The organism is Micromonospora sp. NPDC004551 (assembly GCF_040609975.1).
In the GTDB taxonomy this organism is placed as follows: Bacteria; Actinomycetota; Actinomycetes; order Mycobacteriales; family Micromonosporaceae; genus Micromonospora.
The window spans coordinates 21,141-39,982 of the sequence record NZ_JBEXLM010000029.1 but is presented as its reverse complement, the minus strand read 5'-3'; the positions used below and the strand labels follow the sequence as shown (position 1 = coordinate 39,982).

General features: G+C 71.7%; 14 protein-coding genes. 10 read left to right on the top strand and 4 right to left on the bottom strand.

Going from position 1 to position 18,842, the window contains the following annotated elements:
• Positions 1-61 precede the first annotated feature (61 nt).
• The 3 genes from ABZW14_RS27240 to ABZW14_RS27230 are packed head-to-tail and all read right to left on the bottom strand — an operon-like array spanning position 62 to position 1,250.
• Positions 62-346 carry a BON domain-containing protein gene (locus ABZW14_RS27240; RefSeq protein WP_355351756.1) on the bottom strand — a complete coding sequence of 95 codons (285 nt, stop codon included), beginning with the start codon at positions 344-346 and terminating at the stop codon, positions 62-64.
• Positions 346-939 (bottom strand): STAS domain-containing protein, encoded by a 594-nt coding sequence (locus ABZW14_RS27235; RefSeq protein WP_355351672.1) that lies wholly within the window; start codon positions 937-939, stop codon positions 346-348. The genes ABZW14_RS27240 and ABZW14_RS27235 overlap by 1 nt, the downstream gene beginning before the upstream one ends.
• Complete coding sequence (locus tag ABZW14_RS27230) at positions 936-1,250, bottom strand: hypothetical protein (protein WP_355351670.1); 315 nt, start codon at positions 1,248-1,250, stop codon at positions 936-938. The genes ABZW14_RS27235 and ABZW14_RS27230 overlap by 4 nt, the downstream gene beginning before the upstream one ends.
• Positions 1,251-1,407: 157 nt before the next feature.
• On the opposite strand from ABZW14_RS27230, the gene ABZW14_RS27225 reads away from it, so the two are divergent.
• The 5 genes from ABZW14_RS27225 (at position 1,408) to ABZW14_RS27205 (ending at position 9,684) form a co-directional block, all read left to right on the top strand.
• A complete protein-coding gene (locus ABZW14_RS27225; RefSeq protein ID WP_355351668.1) occupies positions 1,408-2,082 on the top strand; it encodes a response regulator transcription factor in 675 nt (224 codons plus the stop codon).
• The gene (locus ABZW14_RS27220) at positions 2,079-3,428 is read left to right on the top strand and encodes a HAMP domain-containing sensor histidine kinase (RefSeq protein WP_355351666.1); all 1,350 of its coding nucleotides are present in this window, start codon (positions 2,079-2,081) and stop codon (positions 3,426-3,428) included. Before ABZW14_RS27225 ends, ABZW14_RS27220 begins: the two co-directional genes overlap by 4 nt.
• The gene (locus ABZW14_RS27215) at positions 3,425-3,985 is read left to right on the top strand and encodes a GerMN domain-containing protein (RefSeq protein ID WP_355351664.1); all 561 of its coding nucleotides are present in this window, start codon (positions 3,425-3,427) and stop codon (positions 3,983-3,985) included. The genes ABZW14_RS27220 and ABZW14_RS27215 overlap by 4 nt, the downstream gene beginning before the upstream one ends.
• A gap of 155 nt (positions 3,986-4,140) precedes the next feature.
• Positions 4,141-4,953, top strand: coding sequence for a SigB/SigF/SigG family RNA polymerase sigma factor (locus ABZW14_RS27210; RefSeq protein ID WP_355351662.1), 813 nt, complete (start codon positions 4,141-4,143; stop codon positions 4,951-4,953).
• A gap of 222 nt (positions 4,954-5,175) precedes the next feature.
• Complete coding sequence (locus ABZW14_RS27205; RefSeq protein ID WP_355351660.1) at positions 5,176-9,684, top strand: HAMP domain-containing protein; 4,509 nt, start codon at positions 5,176-5,178, stop codon at positions 9,682-9,684.
• Positions 9,685-10,045: 361 nt separating this feature from the next.
• Here the strand turns inward: ABZW14_RS27205 and ABZW14_RS27200 are convergent, their stop codons facing one another.
• The gene (locus ABZW14_RS27200) at positions 10,046-12,082 is read right to left on the bottom strand and encodes a glycosyl hydrolase family 28-related protein (protein ID WP_355351658.1); all 2,037 of its coding nucleotides are present in this window, start codon (positions 12,080-12,082) and stop codon (positions 10,046-10,048) included.
• 251 nt (positions 12,083-12,333) lie between these two features.
• Between ABZW14_RS27200 and ABZW14_RS27195 the strand changes: the two genes are divergently transcribed.
• The 5 genes from ABZW14_RS27195 (at position 12,334) to ABZW14_RS27175 (ending at position 18,729) form a co-directional block, all read left to right on the top strand.
• Positions 12,334-13,335, top strand: a complete 1,002-nt coding sequence (locus tag ABZW14_RS27195; protein WP_355351656.1) for a LacI family DNA-binding transcriptional regulator — start codon at positions 12,334-12,336, stop codon at positions 13,333-13,335.
• Between the two features lie 346 nt (positions 13,336-13,681).
• Positions 13,682-15,061, top strand: coding sequence for an extracellular solute-binding protein (locus ABZW14_RS27190; RefSeq protein WP_355351654.1), 1,380 nt, complete (start codon positions 13,682-13,684; stop codon positions 15,059-15,061).
• Between the two features lie 79 nt (positions 15,062-15,140).
• Entirely contained in the window at positions 15,141-16,097 is a 957-nt protein-coding gene (locus ABZW14_RS27185) for a sugar ABC transporter permease (protein WP_355351652.1), read from the top strand.
• Positions 16,098-16,109: 12 nt separating this feature from the next.
• Positions 16,110-16,997: a carbohydrate ABC transporter permease gene (locus ABZW14_RS27180; RefSeq protein WP_355351650.1), complete on the top strand. Its 888-nt coding sequence runs from the start codon at positions 16,110-16,112 to the stop codon at positions 16,995-16,997.
• A 145-nt stretch (positions 16,998-17,142) separates the two neighbouring features.
• Positions 17,143-18,729 carry a glycoside hydrolase family 13 protein gene (locus ABZW14_RS27175; protein ID WP_355351648.1) on the top strand — a complete coding sequence of 529 codons (1,587 nt, stop codon included), beginning with the start codon at positions 17,143-17,145 and terminating at the stop codon, positions 18,727-18,729.
• Positions 18,730-18,842: the final 113 nt, after the last annotated feature.

Sequence of the window (18,842 nt, the reverse complement as noted above, 5' to 3'; positions counted from 1 at the left end):
GCGGCAGCTACGGGAGCGCTCCCACGCCGAGGGTAGAGGCGGATGCCGATCTATGCAACGGTCAGCGACCGCGCCGCCGCCCGGAGCGCAGCCGGATCGCGTTGCAGACGTCGAACACCCCGGACACGTCCCAGGCCAGCTCGCCGGCGGCCCGGCGGGTCTCCGGGTCGGCCACCACCCCGGCGAGGATCACCACCTGGTTCTGCACCGTGACGGTGATCTGCTGCCGCCGGGTGGTCCAGTCGATGCTCAACCGCTGCGCCACCAGCGCGGCGAGCCGCACGTCCGCGCTGTCGGCCGGCGGCCCGTCCTCGGCGAACGGGAAGTCGGGGAACGGCCAGGAAATCACGAGCTGCGGGCCCCTTCCGCTCGTTCGCGGTTGTCCACCGTCCCGGTCCGGCGGTGGGGCGCCGCTGCGACCGGCTCGCCCAGCGCCCGGGCACGGCTGTCGAAGACCGCGAAGACGCCGTCCAGCCGCATGGTGTGCAGCACCGTGCGCACGAACCGGGACGGCGCCACCAGGCACAGCCGCCGGCCGTCCCGCCGGGTCTCCTGCCGGGCCCGGACCAGCAGCCCGAGCCCGGCCGAGTCGATCACCTCGACCGCGGCGAGGTCGACAAGCACCCGGTCGCCCACCGTGACGGCCTCGGCCAGCGCCCGGCGTACCGGCTCGGCGGGGTCGGCCTCGGCGAGGGCCGGAGCACCGGCGACCTCGTCCAGGTCGTCGACGCCTAGGCCCCCGTCGTCCAGGGTCGCCCGGGCGCTGCACCGCGGGCAGTGGTGCGGCCCGGAGGCGAACGGCGAGCCGACCCAGCCGTTCTCGAACACCAGCGTCCAGACCACCTCGGCGTCCGGCAGGGTGCAGCCGGTGCCGGTGACGCTGTCACCGCAGTTGTCGCAGATGAGCAGCATCAGGTGCTCCGCGGGTACGACCGTCACGATCCCTCCTCCCGCCGCGCGCCCGGTCGGGGCGGCGGTTCCTCCCCGGGCGCGGGGCGCCCGGCGGCCAGCACCGCGAGGACGACCGCGGCCGCGGCGAAGCCGGACTCCACGACCAGCGGCCACACCGCCGGCCTGCCGGGCGCGGTGTCCACGAGGCCCACGACGATCGCGCCGAGCAGCGCGGCGGCCACCCCGAGCGCGAGGGTCAGCCAGACCGGCGCGGCCGTGCGTCCCGGCACCACCAGGCGACCCACCGCGCCGACGGCGAGGCCGACGACGAGCGCACCGACCAGCGTGCTGCCGTCCACGGTTCCTCCCTCGCCGGCATGGGGTGTCCGGTTTCCGGCTCCCACCCTGCGCAAGGACCGTGGAGGGTCTCCCGCGGTTGTGTGACAGTTCCATGACAAAAACCGGGAACGGCGGACGCGGTTGGGCGACCCGGGGGCGGGCCGTCATGATGCGCATATGACGGCCGTACTGGTGATCGAGGACGACGACCGTATCCGGCTCGCACTGCTGCTCGCCCTGGAGGAGGAGGGCTATTCCGCGATCGGGGCGGCGACCGCGGAGGAGGGGCTGCGCCGGCAGCGCGAGGCCCCGGCCGACCACGTGCTGGTGGACCTCATGCTCCCCGGCCTCGACGGGTTCGAGTGCATCCGCCGGCTGCGCCGCGACGACGACGTCCCGATCGTGGTGGTCAGCGCCCGCGACGACACCCACGACATCGTCGCCGCGCTGGAGGCCGGGGCCGACGACTACGTGGTCAAGCCGGTGGCGATCAAAGAGCTGTCGGCCCGGCTGCGGGCCCTGCGCCGGCGTGGCCGGGTCCTCGCCGACGCCGTCCCCGCCCAGGTCTTCGGTGAGCTGGAGATCAGCGCCGAGGCCGGCGAGGTGCGCCGCGCGGGCCGGCCCGTCGCGGTGACCCGCACCGAGTTCCGGCTGCTCTGCGAGCTGGCCGAGCACGCCGGCCGGGTGCTGTCCCGGCAGCAGTTGCTGCGCCGGGTCTGGGGCTACGAGACCGGCGACGAGCGGCTGGTCGACGTGCACGTGGGGCGGCTGCGGCAGAAGATCGAGCCGGACCCGGCGAACCCCCGGCACCTGGTCACCCTCCGCGGCCTCGGCTACAAGCTCCAGCGATGACCCGCCTCGGACTGCGCGCCCGGGTCACCGCCGCGTTCGCCGTCGGCGCGTTGCTGCTCGCCTTGGTGATGGCCCTCTTCTCCTACGACCTGACGCGCCGCTCGCTGCTCGACGAGCGGGAGCGCGCCGCCGTCCGGGCCGCGTACTACGACGCCGCCGTGGTCCGGTCCGGGCTGGACACGGGCACCCCGGACGTGGTGGCGGTCCTGCGCTCGCTGGACACCGGCAGCAGCCGCCGCCCGCTGCTGCACCTGCGCGACGGCTGGTACGCCCGTACCGCCGACGTCGGGGCCGGCTCCGTCCCGGTGGAGCTGCAACGCCTCGTCGCCGCCGGCCAGCCCGCGGTGCAGCGGGTGCGCCTGGACGGGCAGCCGACCCTGCTGGTGGGCGTCCCGCTCGCCGGTGAGCTGGGCTACTACGAGCTGACCTCGCTGCGCGAGGTCGAGGGCACCTTCCAGGTGGTCGGGCTGGCCCTGACCGCGGTGGCCATCATGGTCGCCGGAGCCGGCGCCGCCCTCGGCTGGTATGCGACCCGGCACAGCGTGCGGCCGCTCACCGCGGTCGCCGACGCCGCCGAGCGGATCGCCGCCGGCGACTTCGCCACCCGGCTCGACCCCACCACGGACCCGGACCTCACCCGGCTCTCCACCTCGTTCAACCACATGGTCGACCAGCTGGTGCGCCGGATCGAGCGGGACCGCCGATTCGCCGCCGACGTCAGTCACGAGCTGCGCTCCCCGTTGCAGACCCTGGCCGCGGCCGCGAGCGTGCTGACCCGTCGCCAGGCGCACCAGGACGCGCGGACCGCGACGGCGGCGGGGCTGGTCGCCGACGAGGTGACCCGGTTCCAGCGCCTGGTGGACGACCTGATCCAGCTGGCCCGCACCGAGCAGCCCGCGCACCGTGACGAGGTCGACGTGGCCGAGCTGGCCCGCGCCGCCTGCCGGGAACGGGCGCTGCCGCAGAGCCTCGTCGAGGTGGCCGCCGGCACCCCGGCCCGGTGGCGGGTCGACCGGCGCCGGGTCGAGCAGATCCTGCTGAACCTGCTCGACAACGCCGTGCGCTACGGCGGCGGCCCGGTCGCCGTACGCCTCGGGATGCGCGACGGTATCGGCGTGCTGGAGGTCGACGACGAGGGGCCGGGCGTGCCGGAGGCGGACCGGGAGGTCATCTTCGACCGCTTCGTCCGGGGCCGGGCCGCGCACGCCCGGGCCGGGACCGACGGCACCGGCCTCGGCCTGGCCCTGGTGGCCCAGCACGCCGCCGCGCACGGCGGTCATGCGGCCGTGGTGGACCGGGACCGGGGCGCGCGGTTCCGGGTCGAACTGCCGGGGGCCGGCCGATGACCCGGCGGCTGCTTCCCGTGCTGCTCGCCGCCGTGCTGCTCGGCGGCTGCGGGGTACCGGTGGACGACGAGCCCCGGCCGGTGCAGCCGCCCCCCGGCGGCTTCCCGACCCCGGCGGGCACGGCGACGGCCGAACCGGACGGGCGGGTGGACGAGCCGCTCTGCTTCGTCCGGGGCGACGGGCTGGCGGTGGTCACCCGCCGGGTCGACGGCCTGCCCGACGTGGACGCCCACCTGCAACATCTGCTGGCCGGGCCGGACGGCGCGGAGCGGGACGGCGGGCTCGCCACCGCGCTGCCGGGCACCGTCGCGGTGGCGGGGGCCACCCTGGCCGGCGCCGTGGCCACCGTCGACGTTCGGCAGGCCGGCGAGGAGACCGGCCGCAACGACGAGGTCCTCGCCTTCGGGCAGATCGTCTGCACGCTGACCCAGCGCCCCGACGTCGACAGCGTCGCGTTCCGCCGGGACGGGCAGCCGCTGGAGGTGCCCCGGGCCGACGGCAACGTGTCCTCGCTGCCGCTCACCGCCGCCGACTACCGGCCACTGCTGCACCGCTGACCGACCCGCAGTGGCGGCTGCCACACATGTTTGTCCGCTTCTGAGGCAAATCTCCATCGTCCGTTCGGTTGATTAGCGGGCAGACTTTGGTCTAGGGTGACTGGCACGACCGGTGCTCAGGAGGCACCCGTTCTCCTCAGGACAGGAAGGGCAGCATGACCACGACGACCATCGCCCCGACGACCACCGGCGAGGTGCATCGCACCGCGGTGACCGGCGAGGAGACCCGCGCCAGCGAGCTGATCGCCGCCCTGGCCGAGCTGCCCGAGGGCCACCCGCAGCGGCCGGCCCTGCGCAACCAGGTCATCGAGGCGTGGCTGCCGCTGGCCAACCACCTCGCCGCCCGCTACAGCGGCCGCGGCGAGCCGGCCGGCGACCTGGCCCAGACGGCGGCCCTCGGCCTGATCAAGGCGGTGGACCGGTTCGACGCCTCCCGGGGCGTGGACTTCGCCGGCTTCGCCATCCCGACCATCCTCGGTGAGATCAAGCGGCACTTCCGCGACCGCACCTGGAACATCCGGGTCCCGCGCCGCCTCCAGGAGCTGCGGCTGCGCATCTCCGAGGCCAACAGCACCCTGACCCAGACCCTCAACCGGGCCCCGACGGTCGCCGACATCGCCAGCCACCTCGACGTCACCGAGGAAGAGGTGCTCGAGGGACTGGAAGGCGCCCGCGCCTACAACGCCGTCTCGCTCTCCACCCCGATCGGCGACGGAGACAGCGCCACCGAGCTGGGGGACACCCTCGGCACCGAGGACAGCGAATACGAACTGGCCGACCTGCGCGCCTCGCTCGGCCCGGCGCTCGCCACCCTCGACGAGCGCGAGCAGAAGATCCTCACTCTGCGCTTCTACGGCAACCTGACCCAGAGCGAGATCGCCGCCCGGGTCGGCGTGTCCCAGATGCACGTGTCCCGGCTGCTCGCCCGCGCGCTGACCAAGCTGCGCGGCCAGCTCGCCGAGGCCTGATCCGCCCCGGGCGGCACGCCCGCCCGGCCGTACACCACCCGGTTCATCGCGAGCGCGCTGCCGCGCCCCGGGCCCCGCACCGCCACCGACTCCCCTCGGTGGCGGTGCGTTTTTCCCGTCAACCGCCTCGCCCGCCAAGCGGGCCGGGGCGGCTGTGTGCATACTTGCGCGGTTGCAATCGTTGCCCGGGCGGTCCGCCCGGCTGTCACAGAGGCGGTAGTGGTGGTCGACCAGGCGATCCCGCGGCGACGCGAAACAACCCCGGCGGCCGGCGGCCCGGTGGCCGATCCGGGCCTCCGCCAGCTGCTGGCCGGTCTCACCGCGGTCCGGGACGGCGACTTCGGCACCCGGCTGCCGGAGGACGCCGACGGGCTGCTCGGCGAGATCGCCACCGTCTTCAACGGCATGGTCGACCAGCTCTCGCTGTTCACCTCCGAGGTCACCCGGGTGGCCCGGGAGGTCGGCACCGAGGGGCAGCTCGGCGGCCAGGCCGACGTGCCCGGCGTGTCCGGCACCTGGAAGGACCTGACGGACTCGGTCAACGCCATGGCCGGCAACCTGACCGACCAGGTGCGCGACATCGCCGAGGTGGCCACGGCGGTGGCCCGGGGTGACCTGTCGCAGAAGATCACCGTCGACGTGCGCGGCGAGATCCTGGAGCTGAAGGTCACCATCAACACGATGGTGGACCAGCTCTCGTCGTTCGCCGACGAGGTGACCCGGGTGGCCCGGGAGGTGGGCAGCGAGGGCCGGCTCGGCGGTCAGGCCGAGGTACCGGGCGTCGCCGGCACCTGGCGCGACCTGACCGACTCGGTGAACTTCATGGCCGGCAACCTGACCAGCCAGGTGCGCAACATCGCCCAGGTGACCACGGCGGTGGCCCGGGGTGACCTGTCGCAGAAGATCACCGTCGACGCCCGGGGCGAGATCCTGGAGCTCAAGAGCACCATCAACACGATGGTGGACCAGCTGTCCTCGTTCGCCGACGAGGTGACCCGGGTGGCCCGGGAGGTGGGCACCGACGGCCGGCTCGGCGGTCAGGCCCAGGTCAGCGGCGTCGCCGGCACGTGGCGCGACCTGACCGACTCGGTGAACTCGATGGCGGTCAACCTCACCGACCAGGTGCGCAGCATCGCCCAGGTGGCCACGGCGGTGGCCCGGGGTGACCTGTCGCAGAAGATCACCGTCACCGCGCACGGCGAGATCCTGGAACTGAAGAACACCATCAACACGATGGTGGACCAGCTGTCCTCGTTCGCCGACGAGGTGACCCGGGTGGCCCGGGAGGTCGGCACCGAGGGTCGCCTCGGCGGCCAGGCCGACGTCAAGGGCGTCTCGGGCACCTGGAAGGACCTCACCGAGTCGGTGAACGTCATGGCGGACAATCTCACCGCACAGGTCCGCAGCATCGCCGAGGTCACCACCGCGGTCGCCAAGGGCGACCTGACACAGAAGATCCGGGTGGACGCCCGGGGCGAGATCCTCGCCCTGAAGGAGACCATCAACACGATGGTCGACCAGCTCTCCGCCTTCGCCGACGAGGTGACCCGGGTGGCCCGCGAGGTCGGCACCGAGGGCCGGCTCGGTGGCCAGGCCCGGGTCTCCAACGTGGCCGGCACCTGGAAGGACCTGACCGACAACGTCAACGAGATGGCGAACAACCTGACCAACCAGGTGCGCTCCATCGCGCTGGTCGCCACCGCCGTCGCCCAGGGCGACCTGAGCCGGCAGATCACCGTCGAGGCCAAGGGTGAGGTCGCCGTGCTCGCCCAGACCATCAACACGATGGTCGGCACGCTCAGCGCGTTCGCCGACGAGGTGACCCGGGTGGCCCGCGAGGTGGGCACCGAGGGGCAGCTGGGCGGTCAGGCCCGGGTGCCCAACGTGGCCGGCACCTGGAAGGACCTGACCGACAACGTCAACTCCATGGCGAACAACCTCACCGGCCAGGTGCGCAACATCGCCCAGGTGACCACCGCGGTGGCGCAGGGCGACCTGACCAAGAAGATCGACGTGGACGCCCGCGGCGAGATCCTGGAACTCAAGACCACCATCAACACGATGGTCGACCAGCTCTCCAGCTTCGCGGCCGAGGTGACCCGGGTGGCCCGGGAGGTCGGCAGCGAGGGCCGCCTCGGCGGCCAGGCGGAGGTGGAGGGCGTCTCCGGCACCTGGAAGCGGCTCACCGAGAACGTCAACGAGCTGGCCGGGAACCTGACCCGGCAGGTGCGGGCCATCGCCGAGGTGACCAGTGCGGTCGCCACCGGCGACCTGACCCGCTCGATCACGGTCGACGCCTCCGGCGAGGTCGCCGAGCTGAAGGACAACATCAACTCCATGGTGGAGTCGCTGCGCGAGACCACCCGGACCAACCAGGAACAGGACTGGCTCAAGACCAACCTGGCTCGCATCTCCGGGCTCATGCAGGGCCACCGGGACCTGGAGGTGGTCGCCGGGCTGGTGATGAACGAGCTGGCCCCGCTGGTCTCCGCGCAGCTCGGCACGTTCCTGCTGGTCGACGAGACCGCCGACGGGCCCGGCCTGCGGGTGGTGGGCGGCTACGGCCACGACGCCACCCGCCGCCGCTACGCGCTGGGCGACTCGCTGGTCGGGCAGGCCGCGCTCAGCAAGCGGGCCATCGTGGTGGACGCCGTGCCGGCCGACTACGTCACCGTGTCGTCCAGCCTCGGCGCGGCCGTGCCGCTGCACCTCGTGGTGCTGCCGATCCTCTTCGAAGACCAGGTCCTCGGCGTCATCGAGCTGGCCGGCATGGGCCGGTTCACCGAGATCCAGCGCGACTTCCTCGACCAGCTCACCGAGACCATCGGCGTCAACGTCAACACCATCGTCGCCAACGCCCGCACCGACGTGCTGCTGACCGAGTCGCAGCGGCTCGCCGCCGAGCTGCAGGCCCGCTCGGAGGAGCTGCAGGCGCGCTCCGAGGAACTCCAGAGCTCCAACGCCGAGCTGGAGGAGAAGGCCGCCCTGCTCGCCCGGCAGAACCACGACATCGAGACGAAGAACTCCGAGATCGAGCAGGCCCGCCAGGAGCTGGAGACCCGCGCCCAGCAGCTCGCGCTGGCCTCGAAGTACAAGTCGGAGTTCCTCGCCAACATGAGCCACGAGCTGCGTACGCCGCTGAACTCGCTGCTCATCCTCGCGCAGCTGCTGGCCCAGAACCCCAACCGCAACCTGACCCCGAAGCAGGTCGAGTACGCCACCGTCATCCACTCGGCCGGGGCCGACCTGCTCCAGCTCATCAACGACATCCTCGACCTGTCCAAGGTCGAGGCCGGGAAGATGGACATCAACCCGGAGACGTTCGAGCTGTCCACCCTGCGCGACTACGTCGACGCCACGTTCCGCCCCCTCACCACGCCGCGCGGGCTGGAACTGGACCTGGTCACCGGCCCCGACGTGCCGGCCCGGCTGCACACCGACGAGCAGCGGCTGCGGCAGGTGCTGCGCAACCTGGTCTCCAACGCGGTCAAGTTCACCGAGAAGGGCCGCGTGCAGCTGCGCATCGAGCGGGCCCGCCCGGACGAGCTGCCGGCCGACATGCCGGCCGCGGAGACGGTCATCGCGTTCCGGGTCGTCGACACCGGCATCGGCATCGCCGAGCAGCACCTGACCGCCATCTTCGACGCGTTCCAGCAGGCCGACGGCACCACCAGCCGGCGGTACGGCGGCACCGGCCTGGGCCTGTCCATCAGCCGGGAGATCGCCCGGCTGCTCGGCGGGCAGATCACCGCGGAGAGCGTCCTCGGTCAGGGCAGCACCTTCACCCTCTACCTGCCCGCCACGGTCACCGCGCCACTGCCCGACAACGACGCGGGCCTCCCGATCGCGGCCATGGCGGCTCCCGTCGAGTCGGAGGCCCAGCGCTGGGTCGAGCAGCAGCAGCGGCGGGTGCTGGTGCTCGAAGCGCACGAGAAAGGGTTGCTCACCCTGCTGGTGCGCGGGGTGGCCGCGGAGACCGGCGGTCCGGTCGAGGTGTCGACGGCGGTCGACGTCGAGGGAGCCGTGGACACGCTCGCCCGGCACCGGCACCACCTGCTCGTGGTGCAGCTCGACCCGGCCGACGAGCACGGCACCGCGCTGCTCAGGGCGCTGCACGAGCACCCCGACCTGCGTGGCCTGCCGGTGCTCGCGTACCACGGGCAGCCGCTCGCGGGCGGCCAGGAGACGCTGCTCCAGGGCCTGGCCGCGGACCGCCCGCTGGAGATCCTCGGCAGCCTCGACGAGCTGCGGGAGCGGATCGTGCTGCACCTGACGGCGGACGCCCCCGAGCGGGTGCCGTCGTTCACGGGCCCGGCCGCCGACCGCAGCGCGGTCAGCGACCCGGTGGTCCGGGAGCTGTCCGGCCGCAAGGTGCTCGTGGTGGACGACGACGCCCGCAACGTCTTCGCCCTGACCAACATCCTCGAACTACACGGCATGGACGTGGTCTACGCGGAGAACGGACGCAAGGGCATCGAGACGCTGATGCGGCACGACGACATCGACCTGGTGCTGATGGACGTGATGATGCCCGAGATGGACGGGTACGCGGCCACCGCCGCGATCCGCGCCATGCCTCGCTACGCGGACCTGCCGATCATCGCGGTGACCGCGAAGGCGATGCGCGGGGACCGGGAGAAGAGCATCTCCTCGGGCGCCAGCGACTACGTGACCAAGCCCGTCGACGCGGAGGACCTGCTCACCTGCATCCACCGCTGGCTGACCAGCTGACCCCCATGCGCTAGCAGCGGGATTCGTGCGGAACCATCTCGTTCACCGTCTGGGTCAGCGGATCGCCGTGGCGACCGCCGTCGGCCAGCTCGGCGGTGTCGACCGTGGCCGAGAACATCAGGACATGCTCACGAACACGGAGAGGGGAGCCGGGAAGCCGTCGGCGGTGTCGTCAGCGTTTTCCCGGAAACCTCTCGGGGGCTCGCCGACCGTGACTGACTCCACCACGGGGGGGTCCCCCCTCCGCGAGGATCTCCCACACCGTGCGGGAATCCGTCTCGCCCTCCCGCGGGGTCATTCGTCGGCCAGGCCCTCGGCCCGGCGGGTGGTCACCCGCTGGGCCGCTGTCGGAGGGGTCAGGTCACCACGGGGTGGGGGGCGGCGGCGGGACTACCGGTGGGCGGTCGTTGCAGGTGATGGTGTTCGGGAGCAGCCAGGGGGCGAGCCAGCCGCCGTCGTTGCCGCCGAGGTCGGTGAGGCCGAACTCCGACCCGGCCGGGGTGAAGTGGAACGAGCCGCAGTTGTTCACGCCGACCGCGCCGACGTTGCGCGCGTCCACGTCGGCGAAGGAGGCGGAGCCGGCGGTGCGGGCGCTCACCACCGAGGTGCCGGTGCCGTCGACGCGGATGTCCCGGAAGTGGACGTTGGTGATGGACACCGTGTCCTTCACGGGCCAGTCGCTGACCAGCATGATCGCGTTGTAGGTGTTGTCGAGGTAGCTGTCGCCGACCACCTGGATGTCGGCGTCGATGCTGCGGTCCAGCGCGTAGAACCAGATGGCGCCGAGGCCGATGTTCCAGTTCAGGTCGTAGGTGCCGGCCCGGACCGTCGTGTTGCCGGTGATCCGGAGTTGACCGGCGAACGGCTCGGCGCCGAACCGGGAGCCGATCTGGATGGCGCTGCCCTCGCGGACGGGGTCGGCGATCAGGTTGTGCGAGACCGTGAGGTCGGCGCCGCCGTAGAGGGCGATGCCGTTGGCCAGGACGGGGGACTGCACGGTGTTGTGGTCGAAGGTGTTGCCGGCGTTGGCGGTCCCCTCGGACCACATGGCCAGCGCGTCGTCGCCGGTGTTGCGGATGAAGCTGTTCGAGATCGAGGAGTGGGTGACGCCGGTGTGGAAGTTGAGGCCGTCGGCGATCTGGTCGGCGATGACCGTGTCGGTGACCCGCAGGCCGGTCATCGGGCCGTCGAACCACAGGCCGACCTTGGTGTGGTGCAGGTAGAGACCGTCGACGGTGGAGTGGTTGAGCGCTCCGCCGATGGCGTTCACCTGGTCGGTGTCGATGCGTTCCCGCACGTCGCCCTCGATGGCGAAGCCGGAGAGGTGGACGTCGCTGCTGCCGCCGTCGGCGGCGTCGCGGCCGTAGAAGCCGACGCCGGTGTGCACCGAGCCGTCGGGGGCCGGGGTGTCGAGGGCGACCTCGCGGCCCTTCACGACGGTGTACCAGCTGCCGGCGCCCGCGATCGTCACGTCGTCCACGGTGATGTGCCGGTTCACCTGGTACGTGCCCGGCGGCAGGTAGAGCGTCCGGTCCACCCGGCGGGCGTACGCGACGGCCCGGTCGAACGCGGCGGAGGACTCCCGGCGCCCGGTCGGGTCGGCGCCGAAGGCCAGCACGTTCACCGCGTGGGGCAGCACCCGGGGCGGAGCGATGAGGTGCGCGTCGAGCAGGTCGATCACCGTCCACGCCGCGGCCGTGCCCGTCGGCGCGGTCAGCCGGACCACCTCGCCGGCCCGGTGGGTGCGGCCCAGCAGCAGGCGCTGCTCGTCGTAGAAGTGGTGCGGCCGGAACGGCTTGGTGATGGTGGGCGCGGGCGTGGTGGCCGCCGGCACGCACGCGCACTCGGTGATCCACCAGTCCGGGTGCAGCAGGTCGGCGTCGGGGTCGTTGGTGAACGGGTACTGGTTGTAGAGCCAGGCGTACTGGGAGGTGAGCGTCATGGTGCGGGCCGCTCCGTGTCCCACCGTGACGCGCAGCGGCGCGGTGATCCCGCCGCCGCGCGGCGCGTCCGGGATGCTGTACCGGACGGTGATCGCGTTGGTGGCCCTCGGGAGGGTGAACTCGACATACTGGCCGGGGGAGAGGCGGACCGCCCGCCGCCCGGACGCCTCGCCGGCCAGGGTGTAGGCGGCGCGGTCCGGGCCGATGACGGTGCCGTTGGTCCGGGCGTGCTCGGCTTCCTGCTCGACGAAGTCCACGGTGGCGCCCCGGTCGGCGACCAGCGCCGGGTCGAGCCCGGCCCGGGTGACCACGGGGGTCGGGCCGGCGGGGCCGGCGGCCAGGGCGGCGCTGCCGGACGGTACGGCCAGCGCGACGGCGACGGCTGCCGCCGCGAGGATCCGGGCGATCGGCACGGCCGGGTGCAGGCCCGCCGCGCCTTCCACGCTCCGCTGCATCGGACTACCCACTTTCACCGGGGGACGGGGGAGACGGTGGTGGCGTCGGCGCGGCTGAGCGCATACGCCGTGAAAGGTGCCCCATGTTATTCCTGGGGTTTGTCGATATTCAAGCGCCTGTTTGTTCGAATCTTGCGGCCCTAGGCGACGACCGCGAGACCGGCTCCGGCGGCGACCGGGGACCCGGACCGGGCAAGGCCGCCGCCGGGCCTTGTTCATTTCTTGCAAGAACTCGACGTACTATTGCCGCCGTGACGAAACGCTTGACGGAGGTGGCCCGCAAGGCGGGCGTCAGCGAGGCCACCGTGAGCCGGGTGCTCAACGGGCGCGGGGGCGTGTCCGAGGCGACCCGGACCGCGGTGCTGACCGCGCTCGACGTGCTCGGCTACGAGCGCCCGACCAAACTGCGCGGCGAGCGGGCCCGGCTGGTCGGCCTGGTTCTGCCCGAGCTCCAGAACCCGATCTTCCCGGCGCTGGCCGAGGTGGTGACCGGCTCGCTCGCGCAGCGGGGCTTCACCCCCGCGCTCTGTGCCCGCACGATCGGCGGGGTCTCCGAGTCGGACTACGTCGAGATGCTCCTCGACCACCAGGTCTCCGGCGTGATCTTCGCGGGTGGGTCGTACGCCCTCGCGGACGCCACGCACGAGCACTACCGCCGGCTGACCGACCGGGGCCTGCCCGTGGTGCTGGTCAACGCCGGCGTCGACGAGCTGGGCTTCCCCCGGGTGTCCACCGACGACGCGGTGGCGGTCGAGCAGGCGCACGGGCACCTGCGCTCGCTCGGGCACGACCGCATCGGGATGGTGCTCGGCCCGGAGGGGCACGTGCCGTCCCGGCGCAAGCTGGCCGCGATGATCCAGGCCGCGGGCTGGGCCGACGACACCGCCTTCGTCGAGCGCTCCAGCTTCTCGATGGAGGGGGCGCGGGTCGCGGCGGCCAAGCTGATCGAGCGGGGCGTCACCGGCATCATCTGTGCCAGCGACGTGCTGGCCCTCGGCACCATCCGGGCGGCGCGGCGGCTCGGCTGCGCGGTGCCGGCCGACGTGTCCGTGGTGGGCTTCGACGACTCCGCGTTCATGACCTGCACCGACCCACCGCTGACCACCGTGCGGCAGCCGATCGAGACCATGGGGCAGGCCGCGGTGGATCTGCTGGTCACCCAGATCGAGGGGGCCGGTGTGCTGCGCGACGAGCTGCTGTTCGAGCCGGAGTTGGTGGTGCGCGGCTCCACCGCGCCCGCTCCCCGCCGCTGACCATCCCTCCGGGCCCCGCGCCGGCGTCCGGTCCCGAACCGCCTTTCTGACCTCCTGACGACGCTCCGGCCGTCGACCGCTGCCCTGCGGTCGGCGGCCGTTTCATCGTTGCCCCGGCTTCGGGACCGAAAGGGACGAAAGCCGGAACCGGGACGCCAGGCGCTGGGCTGTCGGTATTTGCCGTCACAAAGTCGTGTCCTTTCACATCACGATCGAAACCTTGCCGCAATGAGTCGTGCTCGCTACAGTGACTCCACTCACAGCCGGGCCTCGGTGCCGGGCAGTGGCGATCGCGGCAGATCAAGCGAAGTCCATGGATGCACCCGTTCCCCGAAGGGATGGACAGATGTCCGTACCGCAGTACCGGAAGGCTGCGGCGATAGCGCTCGTGGCCGGCCTGGGGCTCAGCCTCGCGGCATGCTCCACGAAGAGCGACGACGCGGCGAAGGACGCCAGCGGCAAGGTCACCATCACCGTCGACTGTCAGCCGGTCGGCGCCCAGAAGGAGCTGCTGAAGAACTGGAACGACGACGTCGTCGAGTTCCAGCGGCAGAACCCGAACATCATCATCAAGAGCGTCAGCGTCGGCGAGCAGTGCAACAACCCGCCGGACTTCACCGCCCGCCTCGCCGGCGGCACGGTGACCGACGTGTTCTACGGGTACATGACCGATCTCCAGCAGGTGCTCGACTCCGGCCAGGCCATGGACATCACGGAGTACGCCAACAAGGACACGGTCCCGACCTGGGACAGCGTCGACCCGGCGCTCAAGGAGGTCTTCACCGACGGCGGCAAGCTCTACGCCGTCCCCGTGAAGAACTACTCGATGGGCCTGGTCTACAACAAGGTCCTGTTCCAGCGGGCGGGCCTCGACGTGAACAACCCGCCGAAGACCTGGGCCGAGGTCCGGGCCGCGGCCAAGAAGATCTCGGCGCTGGGCAACGGCATCGCCGGCTACTCGGAGTACAGCGCGGGCAACACCGGCGGCTGGCACTTCACCTCCCTGCTCTACTCGCAGGGCGGTCGGGTGCTCACCGAGGACGGCAAGAAGGCCGACTTCAACAACGCCATGGGCAAGCAGGTCCTGCAGAACCTCAAGGACATGCGGTACGGCGACAACAGCATGGGCAGCCGCCAGCTCCTGCAGTGGGGTGACCTGCTGACCAACGCGGGCGCGGGCAAGGTCGGGATGTTCATCGGCGCCCCGGACGCCACCCAGGCGATCGTCAGCCAGTTCCAGGGCAAGTTCCAGGACTGGGCGATGGCCCCGCTGCCCGGCCAGGACGGGCCGGCGAAGGGGACGCTCGGAGGCGGCGAGGGCTACTTCTTCAAGAAGGGCCTCACGCCCGAGCAGGTCAAGGCCGGTCTGAAGTGGATCGCCTACCAGAAGCTGACGCCGGGCAAGGGCCAGTTCGACTACGTCCGGGCCAAGCCGCAGAACTACCCGGTGGGCCTGCCCCAGCCGCTGCTGTTCGCCAACGGCAGCGACGCGCAGAAGCAGGAACTGGAACTGCGCAAGGCGAACGCGAACGTCGACACCGCGAACTTCGCGATCTTCGAGGCGAACCCGGTTCCGATCAAGGGTGAACCCCGCAACGCGCAGGCGGTCTACGCGGTGCTCGACGCGGCGATGTCCGGGGTGCTGACGAACCCGAACGCGAACATCGACGCGCTGCTCAAGACGGCCGAGGACAAGGTCAACCAGTTGCTGGCGGCCGGCAGCTGAGCCGACGGGGGTGGGGGCCGCGCGCCGGCTCCCACCCTCCGCCCGCAGCGTCCGTCACCCCACTTCCGCAGGAGACGCCTTGGCGATCACCACCGTCCCGGGTACCACCAGACCACCGGGCCGACCCGAATTGCCGTACCCGTCGAGCCGTCGGCGGACGGGCCTCGGCCGCAAGGTACGGGACAACCTCACCGGGCACGCGTTTCTGATCGGGGCCCTGATCTGCTTCGCCGTCTTCTCCTGGTACCCGATGGTCCGCGGCGTCGTGATGAGCTTCCAGCGCACCCGCCGTGGCGAGACCACCTGGGTGGGCTGGGACAACTACGCCCGCATCATCGACGACCCGAGCTTCTGGACCGCCTGGAAGAACACCTTCTACTTCACGGTCCTGGCGCTCGTCCTCGGGTACGCGGTGCCGTTCTTCGTGGCGATCCTGCTCAACGAGTTCCGCCACGCCAAGGGCTACCTGCGGATCCTGGTCTACCTGCCGGTGATGCTGCCGCCGGCCTCGGCGCTGTTCCTCTTCAAGTTCTACGCCTACGACCCCAGCGAGGCGGGGCTGTTCAACGCGATCCTCACCGCGCTGCACCTGCCGACGTCGGAGTGGATGCAGTCACCCGGGATGACCATGCCGGCCATGGTGCTCGCGTCGACCTGGATGAACATGGGCAGCGCGGTGCTGATCTACCTGGCGGCGCTGCAGAACATCCCCGGCGAACTCTACGAGGCCGCCGAACTCGACGGCGCCGGGATCTGGCGGCGGATCCGGCACGTGACCATCCCGCAGACCCGGCTCATCCTCGCGCTCCTCGCGATGCTCCAGATCGTCGCCACCATGCAGCTGTTCATCGAGCCGCTGATCCTCGCCAACGGGGCGGGCACGGGGGATTCGGCGACCTCGGTCGCGTACCTCATCTACCAGCACGGGTTCTTCCAGAACGATCTCAACGGCGCCGCGGCGCTCGGCGTGATCATGCTCGTCGTGCTGGCCGGCTTCTCCGCCGTCTACGTGCGGCTGACCGCGAAACAGGACTAGGACGGACGAGGAATGGCACAGGACTCCGGGACCCGGACCCTCATCTCCCAGGCCCAGCTCGATCGGGGACGCGGCCGGATCATCTACTGGACGCTGCTCGTCGTCGTCGTGGTGGGGTTCACGCTCGTCTTCATCGGGCCGCTCTATTGGATGGTCACCGGCGCGCTCAAGTCCGGGCAGGAGATCGCGCAGACCCCGCCGTCGATGTTCCCGAAGGACCCGCAGCCGCAGAACTACGTCGACGCGTGGACCAACCTGGATCTCGCCAAGCTGTTGTTCAACACGTTCTACTACGCGACCGGGGCGGTGCTGTTCCAACTCGTCCTGGACACCGCGGCGGCGTACTCGCTGTCGAAGCTCCGGCCGGTCTTCGGCAACGCGATCCTCGGCCTGATGCTGGCGACGCTCATGATCCCGGCGATGGTCCTCATCGTCCCGCAGTACGTGACGGTGATCGACCTGCCGATCCTGCACCTCAACCTGCTCGACTCGCCGTTCGCCATCTGGCTTCCCCTGGTCGCGAACGCGTTCAACATCTTCCTGCTGAAACGGTTCTTCGACTCGATCCCCGAGGATCTGATGGCGGCGGCCTTCGTGGACGGGGCGACCCCGCTGCGCACGCTCTGGTCGATCATCCTGCCGATGTCGCGCCCCATCCTCGGCGTGGTCGCGATCTTCGCGGTGACCGCGGTCTGGAAGGACTTCCTCTGGCCGAAGCTGGTCATGCCGTCGCCGGAGACTCGGACGGTCAGCGTCGGCATCTACGCCTTCTCCGGCGGCACCCCCATGAACGTGGTGATCGCGGCCTCGGTCATCGCCGCGATCCCGACCGTCATCATCTTCCTGATCTTCCAACGCAACATCATGTCCGGCCTCACCACCGGCAGCCTCAAGGGCTGACCCCGCCGGACACCGGCGACATCTCCCGCGGCGACCGACGACCGTTCGCCCGACACATCCAGGTCCGGCGAACCCGCCGACGTACCGACGCAGAAAGCAGGTGCTCGTGTCCACAGCAGACAGTGGTCCGTGGTGGCGTGGAGCGGTGATCTACCAGGTGTACCCGCGGAGCTTCGCCGACGGTGGCGGCGACGGCATCGGCGATCTCGCCGGCATCCGGTCCCGGCTCCACTACCTGTCCGAGCTCGGCGTCGACGCGATCTGGTTCAGCCCCTGGTATCCCTCCCCGATGGCCGACGCCGGCTACGACGTGGCCGACTACCGGGACATCGACCCGGTGTTCGGCACCCTCGCCGAGGCCGAGGCGCTGATCGGCGAGGCACACGAACTGGGCATCCGGATCATCGTCGACGTGGTGCCCAACCACTGCTCCGACGCGCACCCCTGGTTCCAGGCGGCCCTCGCCGGCGGGCCGGACGCTCCGGAGCGGGAGCTGTTCTGGTTCCGCCCCGGTCGCGGCCCGAACGGCGACGAGCGGCCCACCGACTGGGTCGGCGAGTTCGGCGGCCCCACCTGGACCCGGACCGTCAACCCGGACGGCACCCCCGGCGACTGGTACCTGCACCTGTTCGCCCCCGAGCAGCCGGACTTCAACTGGGACCACCCGCGGGTGCGCGCCGAGTTCGAGGACATCCTGCGGTTCTGGTTCGACCGCGGGGTCGACGGCATCCGGATCGACTCGGCCGGGCTGCTGGTCAAGGACGGCACGCTGCCCGAGACGCGGCCCGACCGGCCGCACCCCTTCCGCGACCTCGACGGGGTGCACGAGATCTACCGGAGCTGGCGGCGGGTCGCCGACTCCTACCCGGGCGACCGGGCCCTCATCGGCGAGGTGTGGCTGCCGGACCGGCAGCGGTTCGCCAACTACCTGCGCCCGGACGAGCTGCACGCGGCCTTCAACTTCGACTTCCTGGGCTGCGCCTGGGACGCGTCGGCGCTGCGGGAGAGCATCGACGGGACGCTCCACGCGCACGCGCCGGTCGCCGCCCCGGCCACCTGGGTGCTCTCCAACCACGACGTCACCCGGCACGTCACCCGCTACGGCCGCGCGGACACCCGGTTCAGCTTCGCGGCCAAGCGTGAGGGCATCCCCACCGACCTGGAGCTGGGCACCCGCCGGGCCCGGGCCGCCGCGCTGCTCTCCCTGGCGCTGCCCGGCGCCGCGTACGTGTACCAGGGGGAGGAGCTGGGGCTCTGGGAGGTCGAGGACATCCCGTTCGAGCTGCGCCAGGACCCGATGTGGGAACGCTCCGGGCGGGTCGACCCCGGCCGCGACGGTTGCCGGGTGCCGCTGCCGTGGACCGGGGACGCGCCGCCGTTCGGGTTCAGCCCCGACGGCGCCGCGGCCGGGCCCTGGCTGCCGCAGCCGGCCGACTGGAAGGACCGCACGGTCCGCGCCCAGACCGGCGACCCGCACTCGATGCTGGAGCTCTACCGGGCGGCCATCGCGATCCGCCGGTCCGAGGCCGCGCTCGGCGACGGCGCGCTCACCTGGCTACCCGCCCCCGACCGGGTGCTCGCGTTCGCCCGGGAGCCCGGCTTCACCTGCCTGGTCAACCTCTCCGCCACCGCCGTGCCGCTGCCCGCGCACGAGGCGTTGCTGCTGGCCAGCGGACCGCTCGACGACGACCGGCTGCCGCCCGACACCGCGGTCTGGCTGCGCACCGGCTGACCCGTCCCCGGCGCCGGCGGCCCGGCCGCCGGCGCCGCCCGCCGCGCCACCCGACCAGGAAGGAGGGGAGGAACCACCGCACCGCACGGGGGACCTGGCCATCCGACGAAAGG